Origin of the sequence: Bradyrhizobium sp. SZCCHNRI20481 (assembly GCF_032485055.1) — a bacterium.
In the GTDB taxonomy this organism is placed as follows: domain Bacteria; phylum Pseudomonadota; class Alphaproteobacteria; order Rhizobiales; family Xanthobacteraceae; genus Bradyrhizobium.
Genome location: NZ_JAUEUE010000021.1, coordinates 147,601 through 162,023, shown reverse-complemented (window position 1 = coordinate 162,023; position 14,423 = coordinate 147,601). Strand labels below are relative to the sequence as shown.

At 65.2% G+C, this 14,423-nt stretch carries 15 protein-coding genes; 4 read left to right on the top strand and 11 right to left on the bottom strand.

From position 1 onward, the window contains the following. From ccoS to QX132_RS29425, 10 genes are all read right to left on the bottom strand, one after another. A partial coding sequence (gene ccoS, locus QX132_RS29470) for a cbb3-type cytochrome oxidase assembly protein CcoS (RefSeq protein ID WP_316163540.1) occupies positions 1 to 92 on the bottom strand: 92 nt, incomplete at its 3' end. After that, positions 83 to 2,284 carry a cation-translocating P-type ATPase gene (locus QX132_RS29465; RefSeq protein ID WP_315776385.1) on the bottom strand — a complete coding sequence of 734 codons (2,202 nt, stop codon included), beginning with the start codon at positions 2,282 to 2,284 and terminating at the stop codon, positions 83 to 85. The genes ccoS and QX132_RS29465, both read right to left, overlap by 10 nt. A gap of 13 nt (positions 2,285 to 2,297) precedes the next feature. After that, the gene (locus QX132_RS29460) at positions 2,298 to 2,798 is read right to left on the bottom strand and encodes a FixH family protein (RefSeq protein WP_315737152.1); all 501 of its coding nucleotides are present in this window, start codon (positions 2,796 to 2,798) and stop codon (positions 2,298 to 2,300) included. 15 nt (positions 2,799 to 2,813) lie between these two features. Further along, the gene (gene ccoG / locus QX132_RS29455) at positions 2,814 to 4,295 is read right to left on the bottom strand and encodes a cytochrome c oxidase accessory protein CcoG (protein WP_316163536.1); all 1,482 of its coding nucleotides are present in this window, start codon (positions 4,293 to 4,295) and stop codon (positions 2,814 to 2,816) included. A 113-nt stretch (positions 4,296 to 4,408) separates the two neighbouring features. After that, positions 4,409 to 5,281: a cytochrome-c oxidase, cbb3-type subunit III gene (gene ccoP / locus QX132_RS29450; protein ID WP_315758486.1), complete on the bottom strand. Its 873-nt coding sequence runs from the start codon at positions 5,279 to 5,281 to the stop codon at positions 4,409 to 4,411. 6 nt (positions 5,282 to 5,287) lie between these two features. Next, positions 5,288 to 5,452, bottom strand: coding sequence for a cbb3-type cytochrome c oxidase subunit 3 (locus QX132_RS29445; RefSeq protein WP_315715702.1), 165 nt, complete (start codon positions 5,450 to 5,452; stop codon positions 5,288 to 5,290). A 17-nt stretch (positions 5,453 to 5,469) separates the two neighbouring features. Continuing rightward, on the bottom strand, positions 5,470 to 6,204 hold the full coding sequence (gene ccoO / locus QX132_RS29440) for a cytochrome-c oxidase, cbb3-type subunit II (protein WP_316163535.1): 735 nt from the start codon (positions 6,202 to 6,204) through the stop codon (positions 5,470 to 5,472). A 10-nt stretch (positions 6,205 to 6,214) separates the two neighbouring features. Then, positions 6,215 to 7,861, bottom strand: coding sequence for a cytochrome-c oxidase, cbb3-type subunit I (gene ccoN, locus QX132_RS29435; protein WP_315737148.1), 1,647 nt, complete (start codon positions 7,859 to 7,861; stop codon positions 6,215 to 6,217). Between the two features lie 215 nt (positions 7,862 to 8,076). Beyond that, a complete protein-coding gene (locus QX132_RS29430; RefSeq protein ID WP_315737147.1) occupies positions 8,077 to 8,502 on the bottom strand; it encodes an HPP family protein in 426 nt (141 codons plus the stop codon). 37 nt (positions 8,503 to 8,539) lie between these two features. Beyond that, positions 8,540 to 9,373 (bottom strand): universal stress protein, encoded by an 834-nt coding sequence (locus QX132_RS29425; RefSeq protein ID WP_315812751.1) that lies wholly within the window; start codon positions 9,371 to 9,373, stop codon positions 8,540 to 8,542. A gap of 271 nt (positions 9,374 to 9,644) precedes the next feature. On the opposite strand from QX132_RS29425, the gene fixL reads away from it, so the two are divergent. From fixL to QX132_RS29405, 4 genes are all read left to right on the top strand, one after another. Then, positions 9,645 to 11,156 carry a sensor protein FixL gene (fixL, locus tag QX132_RS29420; RefSeq protein ID WP_409998883.1) on the top strand — a complete coding sequence of 504 codons (1,512 nt, stop codon included), beginning with the start codon at positions 9,645 to 9,647 and terminating at the stop codon, positions 11,154 to 11,156. Continuing rightward, on the top strand, positions 11,149 to 11,766 hold the full coding sequence (gene fixJ, locus QX132_RS29415; RefSeq protein WP_315772439.1) for a response regulator FixJ: 618 nt from the start codon (positions 11,149 to 11,151) through the stop codon (positions 11,764 to 11,766). The genes fixL and fixJ overlap by 8 nt, the downstream gene beginning before the upstream one ends. A gap of 77 nt (positions 11,767 to 11,843) precedes the next feature. Beyond that, positions 11,844 to 12,248, top strand: a complete 405-nt coding sequence (locus QX132_RS29410) for a response regulator (RefSeq protein ID WP_315737144.1) — start codon at positions 11,844 to 11,846, stop codon at positions 12,246 to 12,248. Positions 12,249 to 12,360: 112 nt separating this feature from the next. Further along, a complete protein-coding gene (locus QX132_RS29405) occupies positions 12,361 to 13,053 on the top strand; it encodes a helix-turn-helix domain-containing protein (protein WP_315737706.1) in 693 nt (230 codons plus the stop codon). A 14-nt stretch (positions 13,054 to 13,067) separates the two neighbouring features. Here QX132_RS29405 and QX132_RS29400 read toward each other — a convergent pair whose 3' ends face one another. Continuing rightward, positions 13,068 to 14,390: an MFS transporter gene (locus QX132_RS29400; RefSeq protein WP_316163534.1), complete on the bottom strand. Its 1,323-nt coding sequence runs from the start codon at positions 14,388 to 14,390 to the stop codon at positions 13,068 to 13,070. Positions 14,391 to 14,423 lie beyond the last annotated feature (33 nt).

Here is a 14,423-nt window from a genome sequence, read left to right as displayed (position 1 = left end):
TACTGGCCGCTCTTCAGCGACCAGAGAAAGCCGACCAGACCGGCAAGGCCGAGCGCCAAAGCGAGCGGAACGAGAATGATCATCACTTCCATGACACGGCCTCCCCAGCCACCTTGCGGGCACGCAGCGCATTCAGCATGACGATGATCGATGAGCCGGACATCGCGGCTGCCGCGATCAGCGGGGTGACGACGCCGCTGATCGCAAGCGGCACCGCCAGGACGTTATAGCCGACCGCGAGCCACAGATTCTGCCGCATCAGATGCAGCGCCTTGCGCGCGTAGTCGATCGCAGCCAGCACCGGCGCCAGGGGACGACCGAGAAAGACGAGATCGGCGGTGGCCTGGCTGAGATGCGCGGCCGAAATCGGCGACATCGAAACGTGCGCGGCGGCGAGCGACGGCGCATCGTTCATGCCGTCGCCGACCATCATGACCTTGACCCCGGCCCGCTTCAGCTCCTCGATGCGCGCGATCTTGTCGGCCGGCGTCACGCCGGCGCGCCACTCGCTGATGCCGAGCGCCATGGCGGCTGCGGCCACCGCCGCCTCGCGATCGCCCGAGAGGATCTCGACCTTGATGCCGCGCCGCTGCAGGCCGGCGACGATCTTGGCAGCGTCAGGGCGCAGGCCCTGGCGCACCGAGAACAGGTACTTGCTATCGCCGCGGCTGAAGGCAACCACCGAAGCCTCGGGATCGACGCTGCTGGTCTGCGCAACCAGCGCCTCTGCGCCGCAGAATGCCGGACGCCCCAGCCTGATTTCGACGCCGTCGACGACGGCGCGGACACCCTGCCCCGGCTCCTCGACCGCGCCCATCAGCGGCGAACGCGCATTGGCAGCCTGGGCCACCGCCGCCGCCACCGGATGATGGCTCGACAGTGCGAGCTGGCCGGCCAGTGCGAACACGTCTGCAGGAATGTCGGCGGCGTTGACGACCTCGAGCTCCGGCAGCGTCAAGGTGCCGGTCTTGTCGAAGATGACGTGATCGGCCTCGGCGAGGCGCTCGATCGCATCGCCCGCATTGAGCAGCACGCCGGACTTGAACATCGCGCCCGACGCCACGGTCTGCACGGTCGGAATCGCGAGCCCAAGGGCGCAGGGACAGGTGATGATCAGCACGGCGATGCCGGTGACGATGGCGTCGTGCCAGCTCGCCCCCATCAGCACCCAGCCGAGCACGGTGAGCGCTGCGGTCGCATGCACCACCGGCGCATACAGCCGCGAGGCGCGGTCGGCCAGCCGCATATAGCGCGAGCGGGCCTGCAGCGCGTTGTCGAGCAGGCGCGTGATCTCGGCGAGCAAGGTGCCCTCGGCGGCGGCCGAGACCCGGACGCGCAGCGTGCCGGAAATGTTGAGCGAACCCGCATAGACCGCGGTGCCCTGCTCGGCCGGCACGTAGAGCGTCTCGCCGGTGATCAGGCTCTGGTCGATCTCGGAGCGGCCCTCGACGACCACGCCGTCGACCGCGCAGCGCTCGCCGGGACGCAGCAGCACCAGATCGCCGGCGCGAACGGCGGCGACCGGCACCTCCGAAATCTCGTCGGGGCCGATGAACTTGGTCGCGGTCTCCGCCTTCAGCGCGGCCAGATTGCCGGCGACGGCGCGGGTCTTCCGCCGCATGTTCTGGTCGAGATAGCGGCCGACCAGCAGGAAGGTCAGCAGCATGATCGCGGCGTCGAAATAGGCGTGCTCGGCGTGATGAAACGTCTCGACGATCGACATGCCCAAGGCCAGGATCACGCCGATGCAGATCGGCACGTCCATGTTGACGTTACCGGTCTTCAAGGCACGCCAGGCGGAGCGGAAGAACGGCTGGCCGGCATAGGCCGCAGCCGGCAGCGCGATCACGGCCGACAACCAGTGGAAGAAGTCGCGCTGCTCGGGCAGCATGTCGCTGACATTGCCGGACCAGACCGGGATCGACAGCATCATCACGTTCATGGTCGCGAACGCCGCGACGCCAAGACAGCGCAGCAGGAAGCGCGACTCCTCGGCCTCGGTGGCTTCCGCACTCGCCTTCTCGAACGGATAGGCCTTGTAGCCGAGCTCGGCGAGCCGATCGATGAACTTGGCCGGATCGAGCGTGCCCTGCTTCCATTCCAGCGCGACGCGGCGGTCGGTGAGATTGACGCGCGCCAGCGTCACGTCGGGCAGCGCGGAGAGGCCGCGCTCGATCTTGGCCATGCAGCCGGCGCAGCTGACGCCTTCGACCGCGAGGTCGATATGCTTCAGCCCTGCCCCGAGATCCTTGACGTAGTGAGAGAAGTCACGCGTCGCATGCATGATCGAAATCCCTTCAGTTCAGCAGCACGCGGTTCTTCGACATGAACAGGCGTCGGCCGCTGGAATCGCCTTCGAGCACGAGGTCCCACTGGCCCGGCGCGATCGCCTCCGCCGTGCCGCGATAGATGCCGATGCCGACCTCGGCGAGCGCGACCTCCTGATCCGCGCGCTTGTCGGCGGGACGCTCGAGCCGGCCCTGGAAGGTCAGGCCCGAGACGGGATTGCCGCTCGCGTCGCGCGCGTTGACCTGCAGAATGGCGGCGCCTCCGGCGCCACGCTCGATATGCGCCTCGACCTGCCAGCGCCGCGCCTCCTGGGCGCGCGCCGCCGCGATCTCCTTTTCGTAGCCGAGGCTGGCGCTGTAGGCGCTGTCGACCTCGGTGCCCGGCAAGGTCGAGATCGCCATCTTCATCATGTAGACGTTGACCCCGATCACGGTCCCGAAGAAGGCAAGGAGCATCGCGAGCACCATGCCTCCGGTCAGCTGGAAAGAAGGATTGGAACGGCTGGCCATTGACAGGCTCCTTGCTTACGGGCTGACGAAATTGTCGGTGGCGGAGGCGACGACGCCAAGACCGATATCCGTCACGTGGAACTTCACCGGGATGGACTTCGCAGGATTGCTCTCCTCGGGCGCGGTCACCAGGAGGCGCAGCTCCTCGGTCTGGTCGCGGCCGACTACGATCATCGGTCGGTCCGGCGTGACGGAGTCGGCGCCGACGACGTGAACGGTCGAATTGACGGGACCCTCGATGTCGATGGCGATGACGCGATCGAAGCCGTGCTTATTGAGGACGCGCACCGTATAGGCATTGCGGATCGAGCCGTCGGACAGCTTGATCGCAATCGGATTGCGATCGTGCAGCACGTTGACCTCGAGCAGTGACCGGGTCGCGAGCTTGTAGGCCATGGCACCGCCGACCGCGGCGATGATCGCGGCATAGACGATGGTCCGCGGGCGCACGAGCTTGTAGATCGGCGGCTTGCCTTCCTGCCGGCGATGGATGTTGATGTCGTTGTCATAGCCGATCAGCCGCGTCGGGCGGCCGATCTTGGTCATGACGGTGTCGCAGGCGTCGATACAGAGGCCGCACTGGATGCAGTCCATCTGGGCGCCGTCGCGGATGTCGATGCCGGTCGGGCACACCGCCACGCATTGCCTGCAATCGATGCAGTCGCCGGCCGGCTGGCCGAGCGCGCGCAATTCGGCGGCCTTCTTGACCGACATGCGGCTCTCGCCGCGGTCGTAGCGGTAGGTGACGTTGAGCGCCCATTCATCGGTCAGTGCCGCCTGGATGCGCGGCCACGGGCACATATACACGCAGACCTGCTCGCGCATGAAACCGGCGAGCGTGTAGGTCGTCGCGGTCAGGATCGCGATCCAGACATAGGCGAGCATCGGCCCCTGGAAGGTGATGAGATCCTTCACGAGCGTCGGCGCATCGCTGAAATACAGCACCCAGGCGCCGCCGGTCCACCACGCGATCATCAGCCAGATCGAATGCTTGAGCACGAGCTCCGAGATCCGCTCCAGTTTCATCGGGTCGTTGGAGGCATCCTTCTTCATGCGCTCCCGGCGGTCGCCCTCGATCAGGCGCTCCACCGCGTAGAACAGGTCGGTCCACACTGTCTGCGGGCACAGATAGCCGCACCAGATGCGGCCGCCGATCGCGTTCATCAGGAACAGGCCGATGGCGGCGATAATCAGGAGGCCGGTGAAGTAGTACACCTCCTGCGGCCATAGCTCGATGAAGAAGAAATAGAAGCGGTGGTTCGGGAAGTCGATCAGCACCGCCTGATCGGGCGCGCCGAAGCCGCGATTCCAGCGCACGAACGGCAGGAAATAATAGACACCGAGACAGAAGCCCATCAGGCCCCATTTGATCCGGCGGAAGGTTCCTGAGACGCTCTGCGGATAGACCTTCTTGTGCGCGGCATAGAGCGGACCGCAATCATCCACCGGCTGCAGGTCCTGAGGCTTCAGGTCGTCCGGTCTTACCGTCTGGTTCATGGCTGGCGGGTCATGGCTGGGGGATCTTCTCGCAGTTGCGGCCGAAGGTATTCCCACCTCCGGCCGCGCAGTTGATCCAGCTCAATTGAAGGAAAGGTTCCGTTGGATTTCCGTTACTTTCCTCCGCCCAGCGAGTGGACGTAGACGGCCATCGCCTTGATCGTGGTCGGGTCGAGACGGCCCTCCCAGGCCGGCATGACACCGGCGCGACCGTTGGTGATGGTCTCGATCAGGGTCGCCTCGTCGGAACCGTAGAGCCAGATCTTGTCGGTCAGGTTCGGCGCCCCGAGGTCCGGATTGCCCTTGGCGTTGTCGCCATGGCAGGCCGCGCAGTTCTCGGCGAAGACCTTGGCGCCGGCCTTGGCGTCATAACCCGGCCGGGTCGGCAGGCCCGCCAGCTCCCGAACGTAGTTGGCGACCGTGACGATCTCAGCCGGCTTCAGGACACCGTCCTTGCCGAAGGCGAGCATCTGGCCCTCACGCGTCTTCGGGTGACCCGAGCGCACGCCGTACAGCAGGGTCTGCTGGATCTGCTCCAGCGAGCCGCCCCACAGCCAGTCGTCGTCGTTCAGGTTCGGGAAGCCCTTGGCGCCGGCCGCGCCGGTCCCGTGGCAGGCGGCGCAGTTGTCGCCGAACACGGTCTTGCCCTTGGCACGCGCCAGGGCCAGCATCGCCGGATCCTTCTCGATGTCGGCGAGCGAGGCGGTCGCGAGCGCCGCCATCTTGGCGCCGCGGATCTTCTCGAGATTGGCAAGCTCGACCGCCACGTCCGCACGGGACGAGTAGCCGAACAGGCCCTGAGTGTTACTGGAGATGGTCGGCCAGGCCGGATACACGATCCAGTAGCCGATCGCCCAGACGATGGTGATGTAGAAGGTGATCACCCACCACCGCGGCAGCGGGGTGTTGAGCTCCTTGATGCCGTCCCAGGCGTGGCCGGTGGTGGGGGTGCCGGAGACACTGTCGACTTCGGTATGGTCAGCCATGATGAATTAATCCTCCCGCAACGGCATGCTCGCCGCCTCGTCGAAAGCGGCCTTGTTGCGAGGCCAGAGGGCATAGGTCACGATCGCGATGAAGATCGCGACGAAGATCGGGGTCCACAGCGTCGTCACGAGTGACGACGCGATGTTTTCGACTGCAATGATGGGCTTCATGATGTTCGCCTCTGATCTCAGCGCAGATTGGCTTTTTCGTTGTAGATCTTGAAGTCGACCAAGGTGCCGAGCATTTGCAGGTACGCTACCAGCGCATCCATCTCGGTCGGCGCACCCGCCTTGCCGTCGAAGTTGCGCACCACCGCCTTCGGATAGCGTTTGCTGAGCGCCTCGGCACCGGCACCGTCCGGATCGACCTGCGCCTTGAGGTCGGTGGCGGCGTTGGCGATCTGGTCGTCGGTGTAGGGCACACCCACCGCCCGCAGCGTCTTCAGGTGATCGGCGACGTTGTCGGCGTTCAGCTCGGTCTCCTTCAGGAAGGGATAGCCGGGCATGATCGATTGCGGGACGATGGCGCGCGGGTTGGTCAGGTGGGTGACATGCCAGTCGTCGGAGTACTTGTTGCCGACGCGGGCGAGGTCAGGCCCCGTACGCTTGGAGCCCCACTGGAACGGATGGTCGTACATGCTCTCCGCGGCGAGCGAGAAGTGGCCGTAGCGTTCCACTTCGTCGCGCAGCGGACGAACCATCTGCGAATGGCAGAGATAGCAGCCCTCGCGGACGTAGATGTTGCGGCCGGCCAGCTCGAGCGGCGTATAGGGACGCACGCCGTCGACCGCCTCGATCGTGCTCTTCAGGTAGAAGAGCGGAGTGATCTCGACGAGGCCGCCGATCGCGATCACCAGCAGGATGCCGATGACCAGGATGATCGAGTTCTTCTCGAAGACTTGGTGTCGTTGCCAGAAAGACATGGTTGATACCTCACTCCGCCGGCTGAAGGGCGACGGGCGACTGAACTTCTTCCTCACCGACACGGACCGTCATCCAGAGATTGTAGGCCATGATGAGTGAGCCGATCAGGAACAGTGCGCCACCAGCGGCACGGATGATGTAGAAGGGGTGCATCGCCTCGACGGTCTCGATGAACGAGTATTCGAGGAAGCCGAGCGCCGTGTAGGACCGCCACATCAGACCCTGCAGGATGCCCGAGACCCACATCGCGGAGATGTAGAGCACGATGCCCAGCGTGGCCGTCCAGAAGTGCCAGTTCACGAGCTTGAGGCTATAGAGACCCTTGCGGTTCCAGATCCACGGCACCAGGCAGTACAGCGCGCCGAAAGAGACGAAGCCGACCCAGCCGAGCGCACCGGAGTGCACGTGACCGATGGTCCAGTCAGTGTAATGGCTGAGCGAGTTGACCACCTTGATCGACATCATCGGACCTTCGAAGGTCGACATGCCGTAGAAGGCGACCGAGACGACCAGCATGCGCAGCACGGGGTCCGTCCGCAGCTTGTCCCACGCTCCCGACAGGGTCATCAGGCCGTTGATCATGCCGCCCCAGGAGGGCATCCACAGCATGATCGAGAAGGTCATGCCCAGGGTCTGCGTCCAGTCCGGCAGCGCCGTATAATGCAGATGGTGCGGGCCGGCCCAGATGTAGAGGAAGATCAGCGCCCAGAAGTGGATGATCGACAGCCGGTAGGAATAGACCGGCCGTTCCGCCCGCTTCGGGATGAAGTAGTACATGATGGCGAGGAAGCCGGCGGTCAGGAAGAAGCCGACCGCGTTGTGGCCATACCACCACTGGAACATCGCATCCTGCACGCCACCCCAGGCGATGTAGGACTTGGAGCCGAACAGCGACACCGGAAGCGCCGGGTTGTTGCCGAGGTGCAGAACCGCGATCGTGACGATGAAGGCAAGATAGAACCAGTTCGCCACGAAGATGTGCGGCTCCTTGCGCTTGATGATCGTCGTCAGGAAGACCAGCAGGTAGACCACCCAGACGATCGTCAACCAAAGATCCGAGTACCATTCGGGCTCAGCGTACTCCTTGCCCTCGGTGACACCGAGCAGATAGCCCGTGCCCGCGATCAGGATGAAGAAGTTGTAGCCGATCACCACGAACCAGGGCGCGAGATCGCCGGCGAGGCGCACGCGGCAGGTCCGCTGCACGACGTAGAACGACGTCGCCAGCAGCACGTTGCCGCCGAAGGCGAAGATCACCGCCGAGGTATGCAGCGGCCGCAGGCGGCCGAAGCTGGTCCATGGCAGGTCGAAGTTCAGCGCGGGCCAGGCCAGTTGCGAGGCGATGATGAGGCCGACCGTGAAGCCGGCGATGCCCCAGAACATCGACATGAACGAGGCGAACTTGATCGGACCGAGATTGTAGTTCGGCCGACCATTGATCTCCTGCGGAGGCAGCTCGCCGCGCTCGAAGTAGCGGTTGAGGATGAAGAAGACGGACGCCGCGCTGGCGGCAGCCGCGAGCGAGGCGTGGAACGCGAAGGCCGTATCCAGTGCCTTCGCCGCAGCGAAGACGCACAGGAAGGCGGTGACGGCAAAAGTGAGCGACAAGCCACTTTCGCCGATGGTCATGGATTTTGTGGATGAGGACGCGCTCATGCGGAATCTCGCTGAAAGAACACGAGCCCAGCAACCACAATCGTTCACACGTGGAATTGATCGAAATCAACTTTGCGACCGGTTCGCCGGTAAACAGGCGGAGTGTTGCACGACGACGCGGTTTCGGTCGCAGACACGGCGACGGCCGGCATGCAGCGATGCATGCCGGCCGTCATTAGACGTTCGTAGCAGGCTTCGGACTCAGTGCGCCGCGCTCAATCCTTGGCGGCAGCCGCCAGCGCTCGCACGATGTCCTCGCGGGCGACGATCCCGACCACGCGGTTGTCGGCATCGGTCACGGGAAGGCTGCGGATGCGATGCTCGACCATCAGCTGCAGCACGCGCGTCAGCTTCGTATCCGGCCTGACGTAGATGAATTCGGACGTCATCACGTCGGCGACCGTCCGGTTCATCAGGTCGCTGTAGCGCGGCAGCATCTGATTCGGCGTGAAGGCAAAGCACTTCAGCACGTCGAACTTGGTGACGATGCCGATCACCTCGTCGTTCTCGACGACGGGGTAGGTGTTGAAATCGTCGCGGTCGAACATCTCGCCGAGCTCGCGGATCGTCGTCTCCCGGCTCACGGTCGTGACGTTGCGCGTCATGTAGTTGCCGGCGGTTTCCTCGAGAAATCTGTACAAGGCGGCAATCCTGTTCTCGAATGGAGCGGGTCGAATTTCAGTGCGACAGCAGAACGCAACGCTCACTGCGCGTCATCAGATGCTCGGTAACCCCGCCGAGCACGAGCTCGCGGAACCGGGAATGACCATAGGCGCCGGCCACCACGAGGCCTGCCGAAAGATCGGCGGCGACGGCGTCGAGCGTGGCCACAACGTTCCGTCCCTGCCCCGGCTCCGCGACGCGCGCCGATGCGACGATCTTGTGACGGCCGAGCCATGCGACCACGTCCGCAAGACGCGCTGCGCAGGCGTCATATTCCGTGGCGGTCTCCAGGATCTCGACGACCACGACGCCGCTCGCCTTGGCGAGCAGCGGCAGGGCATCGGTCAGGGCCCGGCGCGCCTCCGATGTCTCCTTCCAGGCCACCAGCACGGTCCCAAGATCGAGCGAACTGGCGTTGTCCGGCACCACGAGCAGCGGGCGCCCGGCCTGCATGACGAGATCCTTGGGATTGGCGACCGCGAACGCATCGGACATCCCGGGCGGCACGCTGCCGGTGACGAGAATGTCGGCGGCACGGGCCTGCGCCAGCACATGGCGCGCGGGAAAATCTACAGCGCCGCGCCAGCTCAACGACGCAGCCCGGTCACCAACGGCGGTGCGGAACTGCTGTTCGAGCTCGGCCAGTCGATTCCGCAGCGCGGCCTCGCCCTGCTCGATCAGATCCTGCGCCTGCTCGCCGGTCGTGAAGTAGAGCGGCGGCGCGAATTCCGCAGCCGCCACGCCGATGACGCCTGCGTCGAAGCGCGCCGCAAGGTCGGCCGCGACCTGAAGGCGGGCCTCATTCGGCTGACTGAGCGCAAGGCTCACCATCACAGTCGCGAACGTCATCCCGTCTCTCCAAACATTGCTTCCATGCAGCTCTTAGAGGTGAAATCACCTGCCGTGATGAGATAGATCAAGGTGCGGCGGTAAAGCACGGGCGGCAGGACACCGTTGGAACCCGGCCCACGATCGGAGAAAGCCTTGAATTGTCGAACCAAAGTTTAAGTCGGGCCGGGTTGCGGGGGCGCAATCTGGTATAGGATACCGCGGTGGTCGGCCTCCCGGCTGCGGCGATAACGGCGAATCGAACAACGGCGAATCGATCAAAGGCTTCGAATTGCGCGGCTTCACCCAACCCTTCCCGGATGCATCCGCCAGACCCGACGACGCTCGGACGCTGGGCTTCGGCGCGTGGGATCTCGATCTGGCCTCGGGCGAGTTCTACTGGTCGGTGACGACGCGGAAGCTGTTCGGCGTGGCGGCCGACGAGCCGGTGACCTACGGCTCCTTCCTGGCGCTGCTGGCGCCCGAGGATCGCGCGCCGGTTGAGGCCGCGATCGAGGATTCGCGCCGTCAGAGCACCGGGTTCGACATGTCGTTCAAGATGTCCGGCAGCGGCCACTGGATTCGCGTGCTTGCCGGCGTGGTCCCCGACGAGGCCGGCACACCGCACCGTCTGCGCGGCATCGCCCTCGACATCGACCAGGAGAAGCGGCTGGAGGAGACGCTGCGGCTGCGCGAGCAGCATTTCCGCTCGATCCTGGACACCGTGCCGGACGCGATGATCGTGATCGACGGCAGCGGTACGATCCAGTTCTTCAGCTCCGCGGCGGAGCGCATGTTCGGCCTCACCGAGGCGGAGGCGGTCGGCCTCGACGTCAGCGAATTGATGCCCGAGCCGGACCGCTCCCGCCATGCCGGCTACCTCACCCGCTACCACGCCAGCCGCGAGCGCCGTATCATCGGCATCGGCCGTATCGTGACCGGCCGCCGCCGCGACGGCACGACATTCCCGATGCATCTGTCGATCGGCGAGATGCAGTCCGGCGGCAAGCCCTATTTCACCGGCTTCGCCCATGATCTCACCGAGCATCAGCAGACCCAGGCGCGGCTGCGCGAATTGCAGTCGGAGCTGGTCCACGTGTCGCGCCTCAGCGCCATGGGCGAGATGGCCTCGGCGCTGGCGCATGAGCTGAACCAGCCGCTCGCCGCGATCAGCAATTACATGAAAGGCTCGCGCCGGCTGCTGGCCGGCAGCGGCGATCCGAACACGCCCAAGATCGAGAGCGCGATGGACCGCGCCGCCGAGCAGGCGATTCGCGCCGGCCAGATCATCCGCCGTCTGCGCGACTTCGTCTCGCGCGGCGAATCGGAGAAGCGGGTCGAGAGCCTGTCGAAGCTGATCGAGGAAGCCGGCGCGCTCGGCCTTTCCGGCGCCCGCGAGCAGAACGTCCAGTTGCGCTTCCAGCTCAATCCGGAGGCCGACCTCGTGCTGGCCGACCGGGTCCAGATCCAGCAGGTCCTGGTCAATCTGTTCCGCAATGCGCTCGAGGCGATGTCTCATTCCGCCCGCCGCGAGCTCAGTGCGACAAATCGCAGACTCGGCGACGACTTGATCGAGGTCTCGGTCTCCGATACCGGAACGGGATTCCACGACGACGTCATGCCCAACCTCTTCAAGACCTTCTTCACCACCAAGGACACTGGAATGGGAGTCGGCCTCTCGATCAGCCGGTCCATCATCGAGGCCCACGGGGGGCGCATGTGGGCCGAGAACAACGAGGCGGGCGGAGCGACGTTCCGCTTCACCCTGCCGGCGGCCTCGACCAGGGTTGAGCACGATGGCTGAACGGGCCAAGGTCTATGTGATCGACGACGACGAGGCGATGCGGGATTCGCTCAACTTCCTGCTCGATTCATCAGGCTTCGACGTCACGCTGTTCGAGAACGCGGAGGTCTTCCTCGGCCGACTGCCGACGCTCCCTTTCGGCTGCGTCGTCTCGGACGTGCGGATGCCCGGCATCGACGGCATCGAGCTGCTCAAGCGCATGAAGGCCGCCGGCAGCAGCTTCCCGATCCTGGTGATGACCGGCCATGGCGACGTGCCGCTCGCGGTCGAGGCGATGAAGCTCGGCGCGGTCGATTTTCTGGAGAAGCCGTTCGAGGACGAGCGATTGGTTGCCATGATCGAAACGGCCATCCAGCAGGCCGAGCCGGCCGCGAAGAACGAATCGGTCACGCAGGATGTCCTGGCACGCGTCGCCAGCCTGAGCCCCCGGGAGCGACAGGTGATGGATGGACTGATGGCCGGGCTCTCCAACAAGCTGATCGCGCGCGAATACGACATCAGTCCGCGCACCATCGAGGTCTACAGGGCCAACGTGATGACCAAGATGGGAGCGAACAGCCTCTCCGAGCTGGTGCGTCTGGCGATGCGCGCAGGCGCGCTGAAGGATTGAGCTAGATCAAGATACCTTGACAGAATCGAGTGTTATGTTGTGCCTCGGTTCAACATCACATTCTCGCGGCACGTGCGATGTCGGCTCACACAAAACTTACGGTCTACGTAGCCGACGACGATGCTGACGTCCTCGGCTCGCTGCGCTTCCTGCTGGAGGCTGACGGCTTCGACGTGCGCACGTTTCGCAGCGGCACCGCGCTGCTCAAGGCCTCCGACCACGCGCCCGTCGACTGCTTCGTGGTCGACTACAAGATGCCGGAGATCAACGGGGTCGAGCTCGCCGAACGGTTGCGTAAGCAGGGCGCCACCGCTCCGGTGGTGCTGATCACCGGCCATTACGATGACAGGCTTGCGGCGCGCGCGGCGGCCGTCGGGATCCAGGATTTCCTGCTCAAGCCGCTGCTCGACGACAATCTGGTGAAGCGGATCCGCAAAGCGATCGCCAACGACCATTCGGGTACCGCACAGCGCGTCTCCTGACCCGGCCGGCCTACGTATATCTACGTAAGGGGCCCCCCTTAAGATATCGCGCGAAATGTCCTTAACGGGAGCCGCCGTGTACCACATCGCCATCCGCCGCAAGGAGATGGTCATGCTCAATCAGTCGATTATCAATTCGGTCGTCAGCACCAACGTTCCCCACACCGTCCCCTCTCCTGCGGCCAATCCCTTTGCCGAGATCACCGGCCACACCGGGCTGATCGCCAGCGAGTTCTCGTACAAGAAGGACGAGGAGATCTATGGCGAGGACGAGCCGGCCGAGTACGTCTACCAGGTGATCTCCGGCGCGGTTCGCAGCTACAAGCTGCTCTCCGACGGCCGCCGCCAGATCGGCGCCTTCCATCTTCCAGGGGACGTTTTCGGCCTCGAATTCGGCTCCATGCACCGTCTCGCCGCCGAAGCCATCATCGACACCACCGTGCGCCTCGTGAAACGCCGCAGCCTCGAACAGGCCGCAGGCGTCGACGTCACGGTCGCCCGCAAGCTCTGGACCATGACGGCCGGCGATCTCCGCCATGCCGAGGACCACATGCTGCTGCTGGGCCGCAAGACCGCGATGGAGCGCGTCGCCACCTTCCTGCTCGAGATGGACCGCCGCCTCGCCGTCGCCGGCATGATGGCGCTGCCGATGTGCCGCCGCGATATCGGCGACTATCTCGGCCTGACCCTGGAGACCGTATCGCGCGCGCTGTCGCAGTTGCACAGCCAGGGCGTTCTCGGCTTCTCCGGTGCCCGCCAGATCGTGCTGCGCAACCGCCAGCGCCTGCGCAGCATGGACGCCTGAGGCGCCCTGCCCGTTCACGCCCTGCGCCGGCGGTGCCCGGTCTCGGGCATCAGCAGCGCAATCAGAAGAAGACCTGTCAGCGCCACGCCCGACAGACCCATAAAGGCGGTGGCGCTGCCGTAGCGGTCGCTGGCGAAGCCGGCGACGACGGTGGACAGCGATCCGCCGATCCCCGACGCCGTCCCGACAATTCCCTGCGCCAGATTGAAGTGCCCGCTGCCGAAGGCGACGTCGGCCACCGTGAGTGGAATCATCACGGCGAAGACGGCCGCGGTGACGCCGTCGAAGATCTGCACCGCCACCAGCACGTAGGGATCGTGCACGACCGCGAACAGCGCGCCGCGCATCGCGAGCGCGGCAAACCCCAGCATCAGCAGCGGCCTGCGGCCCCATTGCTGCGCCACCGCGCCGACCGAGGGCGAGGTCAGCGCCACGATCGCCTGCGGCACCACGATGCAGAACGCGATCAGCATCGGCGCCCATTCGCTCGATTTCGTCGTCACCACGCCGGCCATCAGCGGCAGCATCGCCGCATTGGCGAGTTGCAGCAGGAACACGCCGAGCGCGAAGACGAGCAGCGCGCGCTGACGCAACAGGCCGAGCAGATTCGACAGCCGCGCGACCTCCTTGTCCTCGTGATCGGCCCGGCCGTGCGCCCGCGCGACATCGATCTCGCGCTCGCGGATTCGCGACAACGCGATCAGCGTCGGAAAGGCGAGAATGAAGGTGACCAGGAACACGGCGCGGCTGGACAGCAGATAGCCGCAGGTGCCCATCACGGCCGCGGCCACGCCATTGCCGAGCGACGCGAACCGCGCATTGCGGCCGAGCCGCTCCGCCATGCCGCGCGGCCCGACCAGGCCGAGGCTGATCGCCGCGATCGCGGGTCCCAGCACGCAGCTCGCCGCCGCATGCAACGTTGCGGCAGCCGCGACCACGGGAAAGATCGGCCAAGCCGCATAGGCCAGCGCGCAGCCGCCGATGGCCGCGATGGCAAGGCCGGCGACGCGGCGCTCGGATCTGGCCGCATCGATGATCGCGCCGCCCGGCATCTGCCCGATCAGCCCGACGATGCCGCCGATCGACAGCACCAGACCGATCTGCGCCTGCGTCCATTTCTGCGTCGTCAGATAGACCGCGATGAAGGGACCGAAGCCGGTCTGCACGTCGGCCAGGAAGAAGATGAACCAATCCAGCCCGCGCAGGCTCTGCCGCGACGGCGCTGGTCTTGAAGTCTGGCCATGATCCTCCCCGTCATCCAGACGCGCGCCCGCCTCTACCGCGCCGTCAGGCTCGGACTCCCGGTCAGGCGATCTGGACGGCCGTGCAATCGGCATGGCTCTCACATCTCAACTCATCTCAACTCATGA